Annotated in this window: 16 protein-coding genes; 9 read left to right on the top strand and 7 right to left on the bottom strand. The window is 69.8% G+C overall.

The genetic code is table 11. From position 1 onward, the window contains the following. Positions 1-30 precede the first annotated feature (30 nt). The 3 genes from ACZ3IJ_RS33215 to ACZ3IJ_RS33205 all read left to right on the top strand — a co-directional run bounded on the left by ACZ3IJ_RS33215 (position 31) and on the right by ACZ3IJ_RS33205 (position 3,306). The gene (locus tag ACZ3IJ_RS33215; protein WP_467474444.1) at positions 31-1,584 is read left to right on the top strand and encodes an MFS transporter; all 1,554 of its coding nucleotides are present in this window, start codon (positions 31-33) and stop codon (positions 1,582-1,584) included. Between the two features lie 91 nt (positions 1,585-1,675). Further along, positions 1,676-2,176, top strand: a complete 501-nt coding sequence (gene tpx, locus ACZ3IJ_RS33210; protein WP_391801691.1) for a thiol peroxidase — start codon at positions 1,676-1,678, stop codon at positions 2,174-2,176. A gap of 191 nt (positions 2,177-2,367) precedes the next feature. Further along, positions 2,368-3,306: a tetratricopeptide repeat protein gene (locus ACZ3IJ_RS33205; RefSeq protein WP_467474440.1), complete on the top strand. Its 939-nt coding sequence runs from the start codon at positions 2,368-2,370 to the stop codon at positions 3,304-3,306. A 15-nt stretch (positions 3,307-3,321) separates the two neighbouring features. Here the strand turns inward: ACZ3IJ_RS33205 and ACZ3IJ_RS33200 are convergent, their stop codons facing one another. After that, complete coding sequence (locus ACZ3IJ_RS33200) at positions 3,322-5,823, bottom strand: ATP-binding protein (RefSeq protein WP_467474438.1); 2,502 nt, start codon at positions 5,821-5,823, stop codon at positions 3,322-3,324. Positions 5,824-6,486: 663 nt separating this feature from the next. Here ACZ3IJ_RS33200 and ACZ3IJ_RS33195 point away from each other — a divergent pair. Next, complete coding sequence (locus ACZ3IJ_RS33195) at positions 6,487-7,170, top strand: hypothetical protein (protein WP_467474436.1); 684 nt, start codon at positions 6,487-6,489, stop codon at positions 7,168-7,170. A gap of 109 nt (positions 7,171-7,279) precedes the next feature. Here the strand turns inward: ACZ3IJ_RS33195 and ACZ3IJ_RS33190 are convergent, their stop codons facing one another. From ACZ3IJ_RS33190 to ACZ3IJ_RS33180, 3 genes are all read right to left on the bottom strand, one after another. Further along, complete coding sequence (locus ACZ3IJ_RS33190) at positions 7,280-8,809, bottom strand: helix-turn-helix domain-containing protein (protein ID WP_467474434.1); 1,530 nt, start codon at positions 8,807-8,809, stop codon at positions 7,280-7,282. A 51-nt stretch (positions 8,810-8,860) separates the two neighbouring features. Further along, entirely contained in the window at positions 8,861-9,214 is a 354-nt protein-coding gene (locus ACZ3IJ_RS33185) for a VOC family protein (RefSeq protein ID WP_467474431.1), read from the bottom strand. A 70-nt stretch (positions 9,215-9,284) separates the two neighbouring features. After that, a complete protein-coding gene (locus ACZ3IJ_RS33180) occupies positions 9,285-10,241 on the bottom strand; it encodes an AraC family transcriptional regulator (RefSeq protein WP_467474428.1) in 957 nt (318 codons plus the stop codon). Positions 10,242-10,356: 115 nt separating this feature from the next. Between ACZ3IJ_RS33180 and ACZ3IJ_RS33175 the strand changes: the two genes are divergently transcribed. Continuing rightward, entirely contained in the window at positions 10,357-11,205 is an 849-nt protein-coding gene (locus tag ACZ3IJ_RS33175) for an NAD(P)H-binding protein (protein WP_467474426.1), read from the top strand. A 135-nt stretch (positions 11,206-11,340) separates the two neighbouring features. Here ACZ3IJ_RS33175 and ACZ3IJ_RS33170 read toward each other — a convergent pair whose 3' ends face one another. Beyond that, a complete protein-coding gene (locus ACZ3IJ_RS33170; protein ID WP_467474424.1) occupies positions 11,341-11,970 on the bottom strand; it encodes a type III effector protein in 630 nt (209 codons plus the stop codon). 128 nt (positions 11,971-12,098) lie between these two features. Between ACZ3IJ_RS33170 and ACZ3IJ_RS33165 the strand changes: the two genes are divergently transcribed. From ACZ3IJ_RS33165 to acnA, 4 genes are all read left to right on the top strand, one after another. Further along, the gene (locus ACZ3IJ_RS33165; protein WP_467474422.1) at positions 12,099-12,530 is read left to right on the top strand and encodes an Hsp20/alpha crystallin family protein; all 432 of its coding nucleotides are present in this window, start codon (positions 12,099-12,101) and stop codon (positions 12,528-12,530) included. Positions 12,531-12,628: 98 nt separating this feature from the next. After that, positions 12,629-13,024, top strand: a complete 396-nt coding sequence (locus ACZ3IJ_RS33160; RefSeq protein WP_467474420.1) for a DUF2267 domain-containing protein — start codon at positions 12,629-12,631, stop codon at positions 13,022-13,024. Positions 13,025-13,077: 53 nt separating this feature from the next. Next, positions 13,078-13,521 carry a DUF2267 domain-containing protein gene (locus ACZ3IJ_RS33155; RefSeq protein ID WP_467474416.1) on the top strand — a complete coding sequence of 148 codons (444 nt, stop codon included), beginning with the start codon at positions 13,078-13,080 and terminating at the stop codon, positions 13,519-13,521. A 526-nt stretch (positions 13,522-14,047) separates the two neighbouring features. Then, the gene (gene acnA / locus ACZ3IJ_RS33150; protein WP_391801702.1) at positions 14,048-16,762 is read left to right on the top strand and encodes an aconitate hydratase AcnA; all 2,715 of its coding nucleotides are present in this window, start codon (positions 14,048-14,050) and stop codon (positions 16,760-16,762) included. Between the two features lie 91 nt (positions 16,763-16,853). Here the strand turns inward: acnA and ACZ3IJ_RS33145 are convergent, their stop codons facing one another. Both ACZ3IJ_RS33145 and ACZ3IJ_RS33140 read right to left on the bottom strand, forming a co-directional pair. After that, positions 16,854-17,777 (bottom strand): FG-GAP-like repeat-containing protein, encoded by a 924-nt coding sequence (locus tag ACZ3IJ_RS33145; RefSeq protein ID WP_467474411.1) that lies wholly within the window; start codon positions 17,775-17,777, stop codon positions 16,854-16,856. 116 nt (positions 17,778-17,893) lie between these two features. After that, complete coding sequence (locus tag ACZ3IJ_RS33140) at positions 17,894-18,802, bottom strand: FG-GAP repeat domain-containing protein (RefSeq protein WP_467474409.1); 909 nt, start codon at positions 18,800-18,802, stop codon at positions 17,894-17,896. Between the last annotated feature and the right edge of the window lie 158 nt (positions 18,803-18,960).

Genomic DNA, 18,960 nt, shown 5'->3' with positions numbered 1-18,960 from the left:
CCTCCTCAGAGAGCGAGGACGCGACGCGCCATGAGTACACCCAAGCCGACAACCCCAGCGGGGACCACGGCGGAGAATCACAAGGGCGACGGCAAGGGCATCGCCCTCTTCGTCATCGCTTCCTGTCAGCTGATGGTCGTTCTCGACATCACGATCGTCAACATCGCGCTGCCACACATCCAGAGTTCGCTGGACTTCTCGACGACCAGCCTGTCCTGGGTGGTCAACGCCTACACGCTGACCTTCGGTGGACTGCTGCTCCTCGGCGGGCGTGCCGGTGACATCCTCGGCCGCCGCCGCGTCTTCATGTTCGGCATCCTGCTCTTCGGATTCGCCTCCCTGCTCTGCGGACTGGCCCAGAACGACTGGCAACTCCTCGCCGCCCGTGCCCTCCAGGGCGTCGGCGGTGCCATCGCCTCCCCGACGTCGCTCTCCCTGATCACCACGAACTTCGACGAGGGTCCGGAACGCAACCGGGCCTTCGGCGTGTTCGCGGCCGTGTCGGCGGGCGGCGGCGCGATCGGCCTCGTCGCCGGCGGGCTTCTCGTCGAATGGCTCGACTGGCGCTGGATCTTCTTCGTCAACGTGCCCATCGCGCTGCTCATCGTGTTCCTCACGCCCCGCCACATCAAGGAGTCCGAGCGGCACCCCGGACACTTCGACTTCACCGGTGCGTTCACCTCCACCCTCGGCATGGTGGCGCTGGTGTACGGGTTCATCCGGGCGTCCCAGGAAGGCTGGCGCGACCCGTGGACGCTGGCCTCGTTCGGCGCGGCGGTCGTCCTGCTGATCCTGTTCATCATGGTGGAGCGGCGCTCCCGGCAGCCGATCACCCCGCTGCACATGTTCGCCGACCGCAACCGGGCGGGCACGTACGCGATCATGCTCTGCCTGGCCGCGGCGATCTTCGGGATGTTCTTCTTCCTGACGCTCTGGGTGCAGGACGTGCTGCACTTCAGTCCGTTGAAGACCGGGCTCGCCTTCCTGCCCGTCAGCGCGATCATCGCGGTCGGCGCGGGGATCGCCTCCCAGCTGCTGCCCAGGTACGGGCCGAAACCCTTCATGGTCATCGGCTCGCTGCTGTCGGCGGCAGGCCTGTCCTGGCTGACCCTGACCGACGTCGACTCGACCTATCTGGGCAGCATCCTGGGGCCGATCCTGGTCTTCGGCCTGGGCATGGGCCTGATGTTCGTCTCGCTGACCATCATGGCGCTGTCCAACGTCGAGCCGCGGGAGGCGGGCGCGGCCTCCGGGCTGCTCAACGCGACACAGCAGGTGGGCGGTTCGCTCGGCCTCTCCATCCTGGTGACCGTCTTCGGCACGGCCAGCCGCAACGAGGCGCGGGAACAGATACCCGTCTTCCTCTCCCAGGCGGGCCCCCTGGAGAAGGCCGAGTTCGCCAGGACGGGGCAACTGCCCCCGCCGTACGCCGACCAGGTCCTGACGTCCGGCGTCTCGTCCGGCTTCATCACGGCGGCCGCCTTCGCCATCGTGGCGTTCTTCATCGCCCTCTTCGTGATCCAGGTCCGCCAGTCGGACATCGACCGCCTCAAGGGCGGTATGCCGCCGCCCGGCGCCGGCTGACACCGGCCGACGGCTCCACGGGCCCTGGGTGAGTGGCCGCGCAACGTACGATCGATCACGTTGTCGGTACCACTACCCAGGGAGAAACCCCATGGCCCAGATCGCGTTCAAGGGCAACCCGGTGCAGGTCAACGGCGTGCTGCCCGCCCCCGGCACCGTCGCTCCGGCCTTCTCGCTCGTCGCCAAGGAGCTGACGGACAGCTCCCTGGAGCAGTTCGCCGGCCAGCGCAAGGTGCTGAACATCTTCCCGAGCGTCGACACCGGCGTCTGCGCCGCCTCCGTCCGTACGTTCAACGAGAAGGCGGCCGACCTGGAGAACACCGTCGTGCTGTGCATCTCCGCGGACCTGCCCTTCGCGCAGGCCCGTTTCTGCGGTGCCGAGGGGCTGGAGAACGTGAAGACGCTCTCGACCCTGCGCGGCCGGGAGTTCCACACCGATTACGGCGTCGAGATCACGGACGGCCCGCTGGCCGGTCTGACCGCCCGCGCCGTCGTCGTGCTGGACGAGAACGACGAGGTGCTCCACTCGGAGCTCGTGGGCGAGATCGCCACCGAGCCCGACTACGAGGCCGCCCTCGCCGCCCTGAAGTGACCGGGCCGGTCCGGACGGGCGGCCCGCCGGGCGCCCGTCCGGACCCGCACGTGACGCGCTCGCCGACCGTTGGGTGAACTCTGGCGGAAGCTTCGTCGCCCGGCGCCTCCTGAGGTGTCCGGCCGGGGATAGTGATCCGGTCAGCTGGTTTCCCGCCGTGAACGGCAGGGCCGTGCACGTGTGGGGGTTCGATGACGAGATGGGACGCGGTCCGGATTCGGCAGGGGATCGTCGAGAGCTGTACCTCCGCGGAACAGGCCGGTGATCAGGCCGTACGGCGGGGCAGGCACCGCGAGGCCCGGCGCCATTACGAGCGCATGCTGGCGGACGCCATCCGCCTCGCCGAACAGTTCCCCGACACCGCCGGCCGCAGGGACCTGGCCGTGTCGTTCACCAAGTACGGCGACTTCTGGATGGACGCCCACCACCTCGACCAGGCCGCGCAGGCGTACCAGGAGAGCCTGGAGATCGTCGCGCGGCTGCACGACGAGAACCCGGACGACCCCCGGCTGCTGCGGGACCTGAGACGCGGCGAGTTCAAGCTGGGCGAGGTCGCCGTGGCCGCGGGCGCCGCCGCGACCGCCGCGGAGCGGTACGCGTCGGCACTGTCGTACGCGGAACGCCTGACCGGGACCGAGCCGCACCACCGCGGGGACCGGCGCGAACGCGGCGTGATCCAGGAACGGCTCGGACTGCTGGCGAAGGACCGTGGCGAGCCGGCCGAGGCCGCCGAGTGGTACGCCCGCGCCCTGGCCGTACGCCGTGAGCTGGCGGCGGAGACCCCCGACGACCCCCAGGCCCGCCGCGACCTGGGCGTCCAGCACGAGCGACTCGGCGACCTGGCCCTGCACCGCCGCGAACTGGAAGCCGCCCGCACCCACTACGACGAGGCGCTGACGATCCGCCGCACCCTCCTCGGCGACGACCCCCGCGACCTCTCGAGCCAGCGGGCCCTCAGCCTCCTCTGCGAACGCCTCGGCGACGTCGCCCTCCTCGCCGAGGGCCCCGAGGGCGCCCGCCAGTGGTACGACGACAGCTTCGCCATCCTGGACGCGGCCCTGGGCCCGAAACACCCGGAAACCCGCACGCTCCGCAAAAAACTCCGCAACCCCCCGGCCACCCCGGCCTAGGTCTTCCGTGGGGCGTCAGTCAGGCTCGGTGGGCCGATCCATGTCCGTCAGCACGCTCTCCAGCGTCCTGCGCAGGCCGAGCTTCCGGCCCTCTCGGTACGCGCGTCCGTACTCCGTCTCGCCGAGTGCCTGGCGGGCCTGTTCGAGGCCGCGCTGACGGTGTGCGGCCATGGCGGCGAAACCGAAGAGCTGAGGAACGCCGGACGGGCGCCAGACGCGATCGGCGGCTCCCAGCACACGGGCCGCCGAGCGGGCGCCACCGCACGAGGCGAGCACCCAGGCCAGTGTCTCGCTCAGCACCGCCTCACCCATCTGCTCATCGATCTCCCAGACGTGCCGCAGCGCACGCCGGAGGAGTACGAGAGCCTCCTTGGCGCGCCCCGTCTCCCCGCGCTCGACGGCGAGCGCCCACAGCAGATAGCAGCGGTGCCAGGTGTCTCCTTGGGCCTCGGACATGGCCAAGGCCTGTTCGAGCAGTGAGACGGAGCGGGCGTGGTCTCCTTGGATGGTGGCGGAGAAGCCGAGTTGGGCGATGCACTGCGCCCGCGTCAGCAGCATCGCGGACCAGTGCCCCGTCTCCAGTGCGGACAGCGCGTAGCGTGCGGCGTTCTCGGTGTCCTCGTTCAACAGTGCCGCGAGGCCGCGCAGCTGCAGGAAGGCTGCGCTGAGCTCGGCCCGTGGCACCTCGTACGCCGTGACGTCTGCTGCGGGCATGTCGGCGAGAGCCTGTTCCCCCCGCCCGATCATCTCGTCGGTGCCTCTGTGGTCCGCGTGGAGGAGCAGGAGGAAGCCCGCGACCCAGACCGCCCGACACCAGGTGAGGGTGGTTTCGGAACGAGGCGGGAGCGGGTGCCGCTCGATGATCTTTCCCATCCAGTGGGCGCCCTCTCCCACATGGCCCGAGGCCAGGCAGTGGAGCCAGAAGCCGACAGACGCGCGGAGCACGGTCTCCGCCGGCTCACCGGGCGCCGGGGCCGTCGTCACGATCTGCCGCAGATTCGCGTGCTCGGAGCGCAGGCGCCGCAGCCAGTCGGCCTGTTCGGCTGTGCCGTAGGCGGCCCCCGCCTGCGCGGCGAGATCGAGGTACCAGGCGCGGTGGCGGCGCAACGCGCGCTGTGCCCGGTCGTTCTCCGCGAGGCGCTCCTGCCCGTAGGCGCGGACGGTCTCCAGCATGTACAGGCGGCTGCGACCATCCGTCTCCACCCTTGTGAGCAGTGACTTGTCCACGAGCCCCGCCAGGGACTCGAAGACCTCGTCAGGAGACACAGCGCACTGTGCCCCGTCTGCTGTGCTGCGCTCGCAGAGGTGCTCGGCATCGGTGAGCAGTACTCCGGCGGAGCAGAGCGACAGCTGCTGCCAGGCGGTTCGCTCGGCATCGGTGCACAGTTCGTAGCTCCAGTCGAAGAGCGCGCGTAAGGCATGGTGACGAGGATGAGCCGTGCGGTCGCGGCCACCGGGGCCGAGGAGCCGCAACCGGTGATCGAGCCGCTCCAGGAGTTCGTCGAGCGTCAATGTGCGCAGCCGCCGTGCCGCGATTTCCAGGGCGAGGGGCAGGCCGTCCAGTTTCCGGCATACGCGGGCGACCGTGTCCCGATTCGCCTCGGTCACCCCGAATCCGGGAGAAGCGGCGACGGCCCGGTCGACGAAGAGGGTCACAGCCGGTGACACCACGGGAAGCCCGTCCCTCGCCCCGGCTACGGCGGGGTGCCCGCTCCCCGGAGCGGGCAGGCCCAACGGCTCCACCTGCAACACATGCTCCTCGCCGAGATCGAGCGGTTGCCGGCTGGTGGTGATGACGTGGAGCTCGGGCAGCCGTGTGAGCAGGGCGCGGACGGTTCGAGCACTCGCGTCCAGGACGTGCTCGCAGTTGTCGAGCAGGAGGAGCACGCGCCTGCCCTGCAAAGCTGTGGCGAGTTCGTCCAGAGGGTCCTGCTCGGCAGCGGTCAGCACTCCGACCGCTGCGGCGACTTCTGCCGCGACGGCATCGTCGCCGTTGACGTCGGCCAGCTCCACGCAGTAGTGACCGTCCTTGAAGCGACCGGCCACCTGGCGGACGAGGCGCTTGGCCAGCCGTGTCTTCCCCACACCGCCGATTCCGGCCAGCGTGACCAGACGACAGTGCTCGATCAGTCTGCTGCCTGCGGCAAGTTCGGCCTCTCGCCCCACGAAACTGGTGACGTCCTCCGGGCCTGAGCCATGTGGGGTGATGGTGGCGGCTCCCCGCTCACCCTCCTCCGGACCGAACACGTCATGCCGCACATGCTCCCAGCGCTCCACCCAGGGGGCCGGGTCTGCGCCACAGGCACGGACGTACGCCAGGAGGACCGCACGGGTCGGGAGCCGATGCCCGGCAGCGGCTTGAGAAAGGGTGCTGGCCGCGAAGTGCGCCACGTCGGCCATCTCCATGTAGGTCAGGCCGGCCGATTCTCGTAGTTCACGCAAACCCAGCGCGAAGCGTTCGAGCGGGCCGGCCTGCGGGTCGAGCGGCCGCTCCCGACGTCCCGTCCTGGCTGCCAACTCGCGTCACCCTTCAGGACGTTCCATTCGATGATTCGTTGATTATGGCTGCCCGTGACACATGGCGAACATCCCGACAGCCGTCAAAGCTCAAGGTTGACCGGTCGGGCCCACTGGAGGGTCCGCCACCGCGCCCTGCCGGTAGGCAGGGACTCGAATCGTGAACGGTTGGTCGCGTGCACGGGGAGAAGAGATGTGGAAACGCGTTCTTTGTTGGGTCCTGGTTTGTCTGGGAACAGTGGTTGCACTGGGGCTCGCCTCCTGGGCGTTCTTCGGAGAGCTTGACCGAGTCGATCAGGTCGCGAGTGTCTGCGGAGCGATTGCGGGCATCGTCGCAGCTGTGGTGCCGCTGGTGATCGTCCTGAGGACTCCGAGCAGTCCGGCCCCGGTGATCACCATGCGCTCCGGGCACGGTTCTCTCCTCGCCCAGGGAAGTATCGAGCGTTCACACGCGCGTGTGCCTCGTGGAGGCTCGTCGCGGATCGACGCCGGTGAGGACGTGCACATGGCGGGAGGAGACGGGTCCGTTCTCTCCGGTGGTGACCTTCGAGATGTGACAGCAGGAGAGGAGGCCATCAACTCATGACAGGAGAAACGGAATTCAATCGCGGCGTAGAACGGAAGCCGCCGGTGCCGCCCCCTCCGCCGCATCCTCCCTCCACCATGTTCACCGCGGGCGACGGCGCGCTGCTGGCCGGCCGGGACATCACGGACCTGGTGACCGGCCCGTCGATCGGTCGCGACAACTCGGGCACCGTCGTAGGCCGGGACATCAACAACACGACCAAGAAGGGCGGGCGCTGGTGGATCGCACTCGCCGCCCTGCTCCTGGTCGGAACGGGCGGCGGTGTCTACTGGGCCGCGCAGGGAGACGGAGCCTCCGTCCTCGGTGTCGGGGGCCGGCCGGGCGAGGCCGGTGTGCGCGACACGTGGGCTGCAACGTCCGAGGCGGTACGGAAGGGAGACGGGGAGACCCTCTGCGGCCTCATGACGATGGAGTACCGCAGGAAGCTGGAAGACACGGTCCCAGACACGTGTGTCGAGACTGCGGCGGAGTTCTTCGCCGGCTCGGAGTCCTCGACGCTCGACGAAGCGGCATCCGGCCACCTGGAGAAGGTGACCGTGCTCGACGGCTCGGCCGAGGTCGTCGAGGTACGGCCGGGCGACACGGAGCCGACCTACGGCTACATGGAGCGCATCGGGGACCGATGGCGCTGGTCGCATCGGATCTTCTACGCCGAGTTCCACCCTGACGAGTGTCCAGCGGGCCACTGGAGCGATCCGCGATCGCCGAATCCCAGATGTACCGCAGAGACGCTGTTCCCGGCCGACGGTTCCGGGCCGTAGCTGTCCGGCCCCTCCGGTTCGGCGACCGCGGTAGGCCTGCCGGCCCCCACACCCCTCCCGGCGCGCGTGAAAGAGGCGGGAGGGGGTGGTGGGCCGTTTCCGTTAACGCTCAGATGTCCCGGAAGATCTCGATCTGCGCGCCCACCGAGTTCAGGCGTTCCGCCAGTTCCTCGTAGCCCCGGTTGATGACGTACACGTTCCGCAGGACGGACGTGCCCTCCGCCGCCATCATCGCCAGGAGGACCACGACCGCCGGGCGCAGGGCCGGGGGGCACATCATCTCGGCCGCGCGCCAGCGGGTCGGGCCCTCGACCAGGACGCGGTGGGGGTCCAGGAGCTGGAGGCGGCCGCCCAGGCGGTTGAGGTCCGTGAGATAGATGGCGCGGTTGTCGTAGACCCAGTCGTGGATCAGCGTCTTGCCCTGTGCCGTCGCCGCGATCGCCGCGAAGAACGGGACGTTGTCGATGTTCAGGCCCGGGAACGGCATCGGGTGGATCTTGTCGATCGGCGCCTCCAGCTTGGAGGGGCGGACCGTCAGGTCGACCAGGCGCGTGCGGCCGTTGTCCGCCGCGTACTCCGGGGAGCGGTCGTGGTCGAGGCCCATCTCCTCCAGGACCGCGAGCTCGATCTCCATGAACTCGATCGGGACCCGGCGGATCGTCAGCTCCGACTCGGTGACGACGGCCGCGGCCAGCAGGCTCATCGCCTCGACCGGGTCCTCCGAGGGGGAGTAGTCCACGTCCACGTCGATCTGCGGGACGCCGTGGACGGTGAGCGTCGTCGTGCCGATGCCCTCCACCCGTACGCCCAGCGCCTCCAGGAAGAAGCAGAGGTCCTGGACCATGTAGTTGGACGACGCGTTGCGGATGACGGTCACGCCGTCGTGGCGGGCCGCGGCCAGCAGCGCGTTCTCCGTCACGGTGTCGCCGCGCTCGGTCAGCACGATCGGGCGGTCCGGGACGACGGACGACTCGACCTGCGCGTGGTAGAGGCCCTCGGTGGCCGTGATGTCCAGGCCGAAGCGGCGCAGCGCGATCATGTGCGGCTCGATCGTCCGCGTACCGAGGTCGCAGCCGCCCGCGTACGGCAGCTTGAAGCGGTCGAGGCGGTGCAGCAGCGGGCCGAGGAACATGATGATCGAGCGCGTGCGGATCGCCGCCTCGGCGTCGATCGAGTCCATGTCCAGCTCGGCCGGCGGCACGATCTCCAGGTCGACCCCGTCGTTGATCCAACGGGTGCGAACCCCGATGGAGTTGAGGACCTCCAGGAGTCGGAAGACCTCCTCGATGCGCGCGACGCGGCGCAGGACCGTGCGGCCCTTGTTGAGGAGCGAGGCGCAGAGCAGCGCGACACACGCGTTCTTGCTCGTCTTGACGTCGATGGACCCGGAGAGCCGACGGCGGCCGACGACCCGCAGATGCATGGGGCCGGCGTAACCCAGGGACACGATCTCGCTGTCGAGCGCTTCGCCGATGCGTGCGATCATCTCAAGGCTGATGTTCTGGTTGCCACGTTCGATCCGGTTCACGGCGCTCTGGCTGGTGGCCAGGGCTTCGGCGAGCTGCGTCTGTGTCCAGCCCCGGTGCTGACGGGCGTCACGGATGAGCTTGCCGATGCGTACGAGGTAGTCGTCTGCCATGCGCGTCACGTTATCTCAGATATGAGATGGAGCTTGCGCCGGGGTGGGCCGTCAGGGTGACGAACCGTGAGCAGTCGGGTGTCGTGGTTCATACAGGGACAGTTCGGACCCGCTCGGCATGCGCACGGTGGCCAGCAGCCCCCACCCCTGGTCGCTGGGCTCCGACGTCTCGACCCCGCGGTCCCGCAGCGTGGCGAGCGTCCGGGTGATGTCGTCGCACATCAGATAGAACTCGTGCTTCGGCGCGCCCTGCGTGGGGTGGACGGCGACCTCCGCCGGCGGCAGCTTGAAGATGAGCCAGCCGCGACCCGCGTCCACATGGTCGAACCCGAGCACGTCCTTCAGGAACGCCCGGTCGGCGTCCGCGTCGGAGCTGTAGAGGATCACATGGGCGCCGCTGAACATGGTCCGATCCTCGATCCGCCGTACGGCCGCGGCAACTTCACCGCGGCCGTGCGGGGGAGGGGGAGCGGTCTCAGGCGGCGGTGGCCGCGGACGCCGCGCGGTGGTGGCTCGGGCGGGTTCCGTACACGCGGTGGAACGCGACGCTCAGTCCGAAGGCGCTGCGGTAGCCGACCTGTCGGGCGATCGACTCCACGGTGGCGTCGGTCCGCGCCAGCAGGTCGGCCGCCAGCGCCAGCCGCCAGCCGGTCAGATACGCCATGGGCGGCTCGCCGACCAACTCGGCGAAGCGGCGCGCGAGCGTCGCCCTCGACACCCCCGTCTCCTCGGCGAGTGCCGCCACGGTCCACGCCCGCGCCGGACGGTCGTGCATCAACCGCAGCGCCCGGCCCGCGACCGGGTCGCCGAGCGCGCGGTACCAGCCGGGCGGATCGGCCTCCGGGCGGGCGAACCACTCGCGCAGCGTGGACAGCAGCAACAGGTCCAGGAGTCTGTCCAGCACCGCCTGCTGCCCCGGGTCGTCCCGGCCGATCTCCGCCACGGTGAGGTCCAGGATCGGGCCCGGCCCTCCCTCCGGGCGGACCGTGACCACCCGGGGGAGGGCGCTCAGCAGCCGCTCCGAGACGCGCCCGCCCACGTGGTAGCTGCCGGTGAGCAGCACCGTCGGGCCGTCCAGCGCGTTTCCGCAGGTGCGCAGCCCCAGCACGACGTCCTCGCAGACCTCCCGGCCGTCGGCCGACGTGCACCGGTCGGGTCCTTCCAGCACGTACAGCGGCGGCGTCCCGGCGTCGGGATCGTCGGTGACGGAGAACGGCTCCGGGCCGACCACGACCGCCACGTCACCCCGGCCGAGCGGCACGGCCGGCTCGCCGCCGCCCGGGAGCAGCCAGCCCTCGCCGCGCACCATCGTGACAAGGGTGAGCTGGGTACGGTCGGCAAAGCGGATCGACCACGGCGGCGCCAGGATGTTCCGGCTGAACAGCGCGCCGTCGGATCTCACCTCGTACAGCAGGCTTCCCAACGCGTCCATGGCGCAAGGCTAGACGCCGGCCCACGGCGATGCCTCGACATTCTGAGACGCTGAGACATCGACCTGAGTGCTCATGCCATTCCCTGCCTCACGCGCTCGGCGTTCGATGTCTCTCATGACGACTTCTCACATGACCACCAGGCCGATCCTCGTCCTCGGCGGCACAGGCAAGACCGGGCGCCGCGTCCTCTCCCGTCTCCGCCGGCGCGGCCTCGACGTCCGCGCGGCCTCCAGGAAGGGGCCGACCCGCTTCGACTGGAACGACGAGAGCACCTGGGCGCCCGCCCTCGCGGGCGTCGGCGCGGTCTATCTGGTCGACTCGCAGCGCGAGGACGCCGCGATCTGGATGCGCGCCTTCGCCGAGCTCGCCGCCGACACCGGGGCCGAGCGCCTCGTCCTGCTCTCCCACAGCGACTGGGTCGCCCCGGAAGGCGAGGAGAAGCTGCCCTGCGAGGGCGCGGTGCGGGAGTCGGGCACGGCGTGGACGATCCTGAAGCCGGCCTGGTTCGCGCAGAACTTCAGCGAGGACCCGCTCTTCCGGGGGCAGATCCTCGACGGCGAGATGGTCACGTCGACAGGCGCGGGCGCCGAGCCGTGGGTCGACGCCGAGGACATCGCCGACGTTGCCGTGGCAGCCCTCACCGAAGCCGGTCACGCCGGGCAGACGTACTCCCTGTCCGGGCCGCGCCTGCTCGCGATGGACGCCGTGGCCGACGAGATCGCCCGTGCCACCGGCCGGGACATCACCCACCGCGCCGTCTCGCCGGAGGAGTTCGCGGCCCACGCCGCGGGCCGTGGCGTGTCGCGGGAGCACATCGCCCTGCTGAACATGCTCTACGGCTGGATCAGGGAGGAGCGCTTCGCCAGGCTCGCCGACGGTGTCCAGCGCGCTCTCGGCCGCGAGCCGCGCGACCTCGCCGACTACGTCCGTACGGCAGCGGTGACGGGGGTGTGGCACGTCTGACCGCGCACGTGGCACGGGATCCCGGGTGCATCCGGCCGTCCGCCGCGCGGGGGTCCGGGTGCATCCGGCCGTCCGCCGCGCGGGATCCCGGGTGACGCCCGCCGCTCGTTCCGCGGCGCCCGGGCCTCCCCGGGGTCAGGGGGGAGTGAGGGTGTCGAGCCGGGCGGCGAGGTCGGGGTGGGCGGCGGCCAGGTGGGGGCGGGTCGCGGTCAGGGGGACGACGAGGTCGGCGGGGTCGTTGTGGGCGAGGGCCGCGTGGAGCTCGTCGAGCGGGCGGCGGGCCGCGTGGGGAAGGTCGGTCAGGGCGGTGATCTGGCCGGCGAGGCGGCGCAGGTCGGCCGCATTGTTGCGGGCCCAGGTGGCGGTGTTGCGGTCGGCGGCCCGGGCCTGACGGGTGGCCGTCACGCGCTGTTCGCCGGTGGTCCCGGCCGGGCCGGGGCGGCCGCGCAGGTAGCGGCGCTCGGCGGCCTGGCGGCTGGCGACACCCAGGGGAGAGGCGAGGTCGGCCCAGCTGGCGCCTGCGTCCCGGGCCGTTTCGATCAGGCCGGTCTCCCATCCGGCGAGCCGCTCACGTACCTGCCGCAGCAGCATCAGCGAGGCGAGGGCCTGCTCAGGGGCCGGCCCGGCGCCGAGGGTGTCGGGGGTCTCGTGCTGGGCGTCGCGCAGGGCGTCGTCTATGGCTTTCAGGGCCGCCGCGGCGGCGAGGAACGACGCCGGGCTGTGGGCGTCGGTGTCGGTGGAGACCGGCTGGTCGGGTGCGGTCACGGGCACCTCCCTCGGGTTGTCATCGTGTAGACGACATCGTGTTTGTCATCCATTGGATGACATGTTACAACGGTGTCAGTGAGGCGCATTGGCAGTAACTGCCTGAACCTGCTGGAGGTGTTTTCACGATGTTGATGCGCACTGACCCCTTCCGTGAGCTGGACCGGCTGGCGCAGCAGCTGATGGGCCCGGGCACCTGGTCCAAGCCGTCGGCGATGCCGATGGACGCCTACCGCGAGGGTGACGAGTACGTGGTGGCCTTCGACCTTCCCGGCGTCAGCGCGGACGCGATCGACATCGACGTCGAGCGGAACATGCTGACGGTCAAGGCGGAGCGCCGGCCGGTGGCGAGGGTCGATGACGTGCAGATGGAGCTGTCCGAGCGGCCGCTGGGCGTCTTCTCCCGCCAGATCGTGCTCGCCGACACCCTCGACACCGAGCACATCAGGGCCGACTACGACGCGGGCGTGCTGACCCTGCGCATCCCGATCGCCGAGCGTGCCAAGCCCCGCAAGATATCCATCGGCGTCGGGGCCGGCCACAAGGAGATCTCCGGCTGACGCCGGACAGGTGCGGAGGACGGGCACCTGATCTCCCCCTCACCCCGTCCTCCGCACCCCATGGGCAGGCCGAAGAACAAGAAGGGGTGGCGGCGGAGATGACCCTGCGACGCGAAGCCTTCCTCGACCACGTGAGGGAGCGCGGCGAGTACGGCACTGTGGAGGAAGCCGAGCGCGCGGCCCGTGTGGTGCTCGCCCTGCTCGGCGCGCATCTGGTCGGCGTGGTTCGCGCCCAGCTCGCGGCACGTCTCCCGGAGGAATTCGCCCTGATCCTGCTCAACCCGCTGCAGAGCGCCGAACCGCTGCCCCCGGAGCGGTTCGTGCGGGCAACCGCGGCCTGGATCGAGGGTGCCACCGAGCAGACCGCGACCTGGGACGTCAGCGCCGTGCTGTCCACGGTCGCCGACACCACCGGCGAGGACCTGCTGGGGCAGATCCTGCTCCAGCTCCCCGCGGGCTACGACCTCCTCTTCGGCCGCCCCCAGCCCACCTGACCCCTACCTCGGTGCCACACACCCGCACCGCTCTACGAAAGGCATGCACTGCAGTGATCACCGACGTGCGCGTACCGGCTGAGCACCAGCAGCCGTACTCGACGGCGTATGAGCAGATGCTGGAGAAGGTCCGCTACGAAGGCGCCTATCCCACCCGCGAGAGAGCCGAGGAAGCCGTCCGCCTGGTTCTCGCGGGGCTGGGACGCCAGCTGACCGGTGACGAACGCGTCGACCTGGCACGCTGCCTGCCCCTGGAAGCCGCACGTGTCCTGACCGCACAGATCCCCGACACCCAGCCGCTGACCGGCTGGGCCTTCGTCAAGGACCTCGCCGCCCGCTCCGGCGCCTCCCTGGCCACCACTCGCTGGGACACCGGCTCCGTCTTCGCGGCCGTCGCCGCCCACGCCGGCCCTGACCTCATCACCCGCATCCTCCGCCAGCTCCCCACCGGCCACGCGCTGTTGTTCGGCCGCGCCGAACTCGCCTCCGCCGCGTAACCGGCACCGGCACTTCGGGGCCGCAACAGGATCCTCGGGCGGCCCTTGGCGAAGTCCCCGATCGCGCGGATCGGGGGCTTCCGCCTTTCAGTCACCGGACATTCGCCGGCAGCACCGGCTCCGACACCCCGACCCGCTCGACCAGCAGTGGACGCCGCTGCCGCTGTCGTACGGCGTCCACGTGCGACAGCTCGACGTACGGCCCTGCAAGATCCACCCCTGCCGGTACGGCCACCCTGCACCCCCCGTGCGATCACCCGCACGACTGGGTTCACTGAGACGGAAGGCCGAACGGCCGGGTTCGGTGAGTACACGCCTCGACTGGATGAGGGCGGTCAGGCATGCCGGGCATGACCGAGCGGCGGGGATGCACTAGAGTTATCTCGACATCGAGATAACTGCTTACGGCGCACCGCGGCCGCCCGCCCGGTAAGGGTTACCTAACTAAGTCTTACCTTAGCGGATCGGCGAGGAGTCGTGGCGGCAGCATGGCGGTAATACGCGCACTTTGATGAAGGAGACTGTCGTGTCGGCGAACAGCTTCGACGCCCGCAGCACGCTGCGCGTGGGCGACGAGTCGTACGAGATCTTCAAGCTGGACAAGGTCGAGGGCTCCGCGCGCCTTCCCTACAGCCTGAAGGTCCTTCTGGAGAACCTCCTCCGCACCGAGGACGGCGCGAACATCACCGCCGACCACATCCGGGCCCTCGGAGGCTGGGACTCGCAGGCCCAGCCGAGCCAGGAGATCCAGTTCACGCCGGCTCGCGTGATCATGCAGGACTTCACCGGCGTTCCCTGTGTCGTCGACCTCGCCACCATGCGCGAGGCCGTCAAGGAGCTCGGCGGCGACCCGGCGAAGGTCAACCCGCTCTCCCCGGCCGAGCTGGTCATCGACCACTCGGTCATCGCCGACAAGTTCGGCACGAAGGACGCCTTCGGCCAGAACGTCGAGCTGGAGTACGGCCGCAACAAGGAGCGCTACCAGTTCCTGCGCTGGGGCCAGACCGCCTTCGACGACTTCAAGGTCGTCCCCCCGGGCACCGGCATCGTCCACCAGGTGAACATCGAGCACCTGGCCCGTACGGTCATGGTCCGTAACGGCCAGGCGTACCCCGACACCCTCGTCGGCACCGACTCGCACACCACCATGGTCAACGGCCTCGGTGTGCTGGGCTGGGGCGTCGGCGGCATCGAGGCCGAGGCCGCCATGCTCGGCCAGCCGGTCTCCATGCTGATCCCGCGCGTCGTCGGCTTCAAGCTGACCGGCGAGCTCCCGGCCGGCACCACCGCCACCGACCTCGTCCTCACGATCACCGAGATGCTGCGCAAGCACGGCGTCGTCGGCAAGTTCGTCGAGTTCTACGGTGAGGGCGTGGCCGCCACCTCGCTCGCCAACCGCGCCACCATCGGCAACATGTCGCCCGAGTTCGGCTCCACCGCCGCGATCTTCCCGATCGACGGCGAGACCCTGAACTACCTCAAGCTCACCGGCCGCTCCGAGCAGCAGGTCGCGCTCGTCGAGGCGTACGCCAAGGAGCAGGGCCTCTGGCTGGACCCGTCCGCCGAGCCCGACTTCTCCGAGAAGCTGGAGCTCGACCTCTCCACGGTCGTCCCCTCCATCGCCGGACCGAAGCGCCCGCAGGACCGCATCATCCTCGCCAACGCGGCGGAGCAGTTCAAGCAGGACGTCCGCAACTACGTCGACATGGTCGACGAGGCGGGCCAGGAGTCCTTCCCGGCCTCCGACGCCCCGGCCGTCAGCAACGGCGTCCCGTCGAACCCGGTCCAGGTGACCGCCCCCGACGGCACCACCTACGAGCTGGACCACGGCGCCGTCACCGTCGCCGCGATCACCTCCTGCACCAACACCTCGAACCCGTACGTCATGGTCGCCGCCGCGCTCGTCGCGAAGAAGGCCGTGGAGAAGGGCCTGACCCGCAAGCCGTGGGTCAAGACCACCCTCGCCCCGGGCTCGAAGGTCGTCACCGACTACTTCGACAAGGCGGGCCTCACCCCGTACCTCGACAAGGTCGGCTTCAACCTCGTCGGCTACGGCTGCACCACCTGCATCGGCAACTCCGGCCCGCTGCCGGAGGAGGTCTCCAAGGCCGTCAACGAGCACGACCTCGCGGTCACCTCGGTCCTCTCCGGCAACCGGAACTTCGAGGGCCGTATCAACCCCGACGTCAAGATGAACTACCTGGCCTCCCCGCCGCTGGTCGTCGCGTACGCCCTCGCGGGCTCCATGAAGGTGGACATCACCAAGGACGCGCTCGGCACCGACACCGAGGGCAAGCCGGTCTACCTCGCGGACATCTGGCCGTCGGAGGCCGAGGTCAACGACGTCGTCGCCAACGCGATCGGCGAGGACATGTTCAACAAGTCCTACCAGGACGTCTTCGCGGGCGACGCCCAGTGGCAGGCGCTGCCGATCCCGACCGGCAACACCTTCGAGTGGGACACCGAGTCCACCTACGTCCGCAAGCCCCCGTACTTCGAGGGCATGACGATGGAGACCACCCCGGTCACCGACATCGTCGGCGCGCGCGTCCTGGCCAAGCTGGGCGACTCGGTCACCACCGACCACATCTCCCCGGCCGGCGCCATCAAGGCCGACACCCCGGCCGGCAAGTACCTCACCGAGCACGGTGTGGAGCGTCGTGACTTCAACTCCTACGGCTCGCGCCGTGGCAACCACGAGGTCATGATCCGCGGCACGTTCGCCAACATCCGCCTGCGCAACCAGATCGCGCCGGGCACCGAGGGCGGCTACACCCGCGACTTCACGAAGGACGGCGCCCCCGTCTCCTTCATCTACGACGCCTCCCGCAACTACATCGAGCAGGGCACCCCGCTCGCGATCCTGGCGGGCAAGGAGTACGGCTCCGGCTCGTCCCGCGACTGGGCCGCCAAGGGCACCGCGCTGCTCGGCGTCAAGGCCGTCATCGCCGAGTCGTACGAGCGCATCCACCGCTCGAACCTCATCGGCATGGGCGTCCTGCCGCTCCAGTTCCCGGAGGGCCAGTCGGCCGAGACCCTCGGCCTGACCGGCGAGGAGACCTTCTCCTTCACCGGCGTCGAGGAGCTCAACAACGGCGTCACGCCGCGCACGGTCAAGGTCACCACCGACACCGGTGTCGAGTTCGACGCGGTCGTCCGCATCGACACCCCCGGCGAGGCCGACTACTACCGCAACGGCGGCATCATGCAGTACGTGCTGCGCAACCTGATCCGCGGCTGACGCATCGGGTGACAGAACGAAGCGGGCCCCGCTCCTCGAAGGAGGAGCGGGGCCCGTTCGTCCGGTGTCCGTCGGACGCCGAGGGCGCCGGTCAGAACATCAGGCGGTACGTGTTCCAGCCGCCGTTGCCGATCAGCACGCGGGACTTGAACGGGGCGGCGGCGTTGCCGGTGCCCGAGTAGCGGTACAGCTTGCCGGTCGTGTCGCGGGCGACAAGGTCGCTGACGCCGTCGAAGTCCAGGTCGCCGACGGCCGTCAGGTTGTTGAACATGTTCCAGCCGGTACCGATCTTGGTACGGGCCGAGAACGGAGCCTTCTGGTCGCCGGTGCCCTTGTACAGCCACAGCGTGCCCGAGCCGTCGCGCGCGACGATGTCGGACCTGCCGTCACCGCTCAGGTCGCCGACGCCGGTGATCTGGGTGTACTGCCCCCAGCCGCCGCCGACCAGGGTGCGGCCGGTCAGCTTGCCGGTGCCGTAGCCGAGGTAGATGTACAGGTTGCCGGCCGTGTCGCGGGCGATCAGGTCCGGCGACGCGGCGCCACCGAGGTTGCCCGGGGACAGGACCTTGTTGTAGATGTTCCAGCCGCCACCGACGGTGATCTCGGTGGTGCCCTCGCTGTCCGCGTAGCCGAGGTAGCCGGCGGTGTCCCAGACCCAGATGTCGTCGGCGTAGGAGTCGCCGTCGTTGTCGACCGACTGCGCGTGCTTGACGTTCTGCCACTGGTCGGTCTGCTCGAAGCGGGCGTCGTAGCCGCCCGAGCCGTTCGGCATGTACCAGTACAGGGTGGAGCCCGAGACGGCACCCAGGTCGCGGAGCTCCGCCACCTCGGTCGTGGAGGCGATGCCCGCCTTCGGCGCCTGCGCCGGCTTGGTGGCCGCCGCGGCCGCCTTGTCGGCACCCTTCGGGGCGTCGGCCGCCACGGCCGACGTGGACGTCGCCACCAGGGCCGCGGTGATCGCCGCGACCGTGACACGGGACAGGATGCCCGTGGTGTTCAGGCCAGAGTTGGCCACGTCAGTCTCCAGTGTCGGTGGTGAAAGGGTCGTCAGAAGCGAAGGGCCCCGCTCCCCGGAAGAGGAGCGGGGCCCGTTCGACTGTTCGCCGTTCTGCGGGACGTCGAGGACGTCGATCAGAACATCAGGCGGTAGGTGTTCCAGCCGCTGGTGCCGATCTTCACGCGCGGCTTGAACACGCCCGAGGCGTTGCCGGTGCCCTTGTACAGGTACAGCGCGCCGGCGCTGTCACGGGCGATGAGGTCCGTGATGCCGTCGAAGTCGATGTCGCCGACCGAGACGAGGTAGTTGAACATGTTCCAGCCGCTGCCGATCTTGACGCGACCGGCGAAGGGGGCCGTGGAGCTGCCCGTGCCCTTGTACAGGTACAGGTTGCCCGAGCCGTCGCGCGCGACGATGTCGGCCTTGCCGTCACCGGTGAGGTCGCCCTTGCCGGTGATCTGGTTGTACTGGCCCCAGCCGCTGCCGACCAGCTTGCGGGTGGTCAGCTTGCCGTTGCCGTAACCCAGGTACAGGTACAGCTTGCCGGAGGTGTCCCGCGCGAGCAGGTCGTCGGCGGCCGCGCCACCGAGGTTGCCCGCGGAGGTGACCTTGTTGTAGATGCCCCAGCCGCTGCCGATCTTGACCGGGTCCCCACCCCACGGCAGGTGCTCCAGGTTGCCGTTGGTGACGGCCCAGACGGCGTCGGAGCTGCCGTCGCCGTCGTGGTCGGCCTGCGTCATGTGCTTGGCGTAGTTCCAGCCGAAGCCGGTGTAGATCCGGCTGTCGAGGCCGCCCGAGCCGTTGGGCACGTAGCCGTACAGGTCGCCACCGCTGGTCACGCCGTACAGGGCGTTGACCGGAGCGTCGGCCGCGGCCTCCGTGTTGAACGCGGAGGCGGACGGCGCGGCCTGGGCGCGGTCGGCGCCCTTCGGGGCGTCGGCCGCGAAGGCCGACGTGGTCGTCGCGACCAGAGCCGCGGTTATCGCCGCGACCGTGACACGGGACACGATGCCCGTGGTGTTCAGGCCAGAAGTCTTGGCCACGTAATCACTCCCGTTTTTGGTGGAAATGGGTCCGCCGCGCCCCCCCGGGGGCGGGGGGCCCCGCCCCCCCACGGGCCCCGCCCACGGTAATTACGGGTGGAATAGTTTTTTTTTAAAAATGTTTTGGTATGGGGGAGCGTTTTGCGGGGGGTTTTTGG

Source organism: Streptomyces sp. NPDC013317 (assembly GCF_055563155.1).
Note: the sequence above shows the minus strand (reverse complement) of the source record. Positions and strands in the feature narration are given on the sequence as shown.

Bases quoted from the DNA above. Each gene is read 5' to 3' on its own strand.
- ACZ3IJ_RS33215 (WP_467474444.1), top strand. From the start codon at position 31: ATGAGTACACCCAAGCCGACAACCCCAGCGGGGACCACGGCGGAGAAT.
- ACZ3IJ_RS33190 (WP_467474434.1), bottom strand. From the start codon at position 8,809: ATGGCAGACGACTACCTCGTACGCATCGGCAAGCTCATCCGTGACGCC.
- ACZ3IJ_RS33195 (WP_467474436.1), top strand. From the start codon at position 6,487: ATGTTCACCGCGGGCGACGGCGCGCTGCTGGCCGGCCGGGACATCACG.
- ACZ3IJ_RS33160 (WP_467474420.1), top strand. From the start codon at position 12,629: ATGACCCTGCGACGCGAAGCCTTCCTCGACCACGTGAGGGAGCGCGGC.
- ACZ3IJ_RS33165 (WP_467474422.1), top strand. From the start codon at position 12,099: ATGTTGATGCGCACTGACCCCTTCCGTGAGCTGGACCGGCTGGCGCAG.
- ACZ3IJ_RS33205 (WP_467474440.1), top strand. From the start codon at position 2,368: ATGACGAGATGGGACGCGGTCCGGATTCGGCAGGGGATCGTCGAGAGC.
- ACZ3IJ_RS33185 (WP_467474431.1), bottom strand. From the start codon at position 9,214: ATGTTCAGCGGCGCCCATGTGATCCTCTACAGCTCCGACGCGGACGCC.
- ACZ3IJ_RS33175 (WP_467474426.1), top strand. From the start codon at position 10,357: ATGACGACTTCTCACATGACCACCAGGCCGATCCTCGTCCTCGGCGGC.
- tpx (WP_391801691.1), top strand. From the start codon at position 1,676: ATGGCCCAGATCGCGTTCAAGGGCAACCCGGTGCAGGTCAACGGCGTG.
- ACZ3IJ_RS33180 (WP_467474428.1), bottom strand. From the start codon at position 10,241: ATGGACGCGTTGGGAAGCCTGCTGTACGAGGTGAGATCCGACGGCGCG.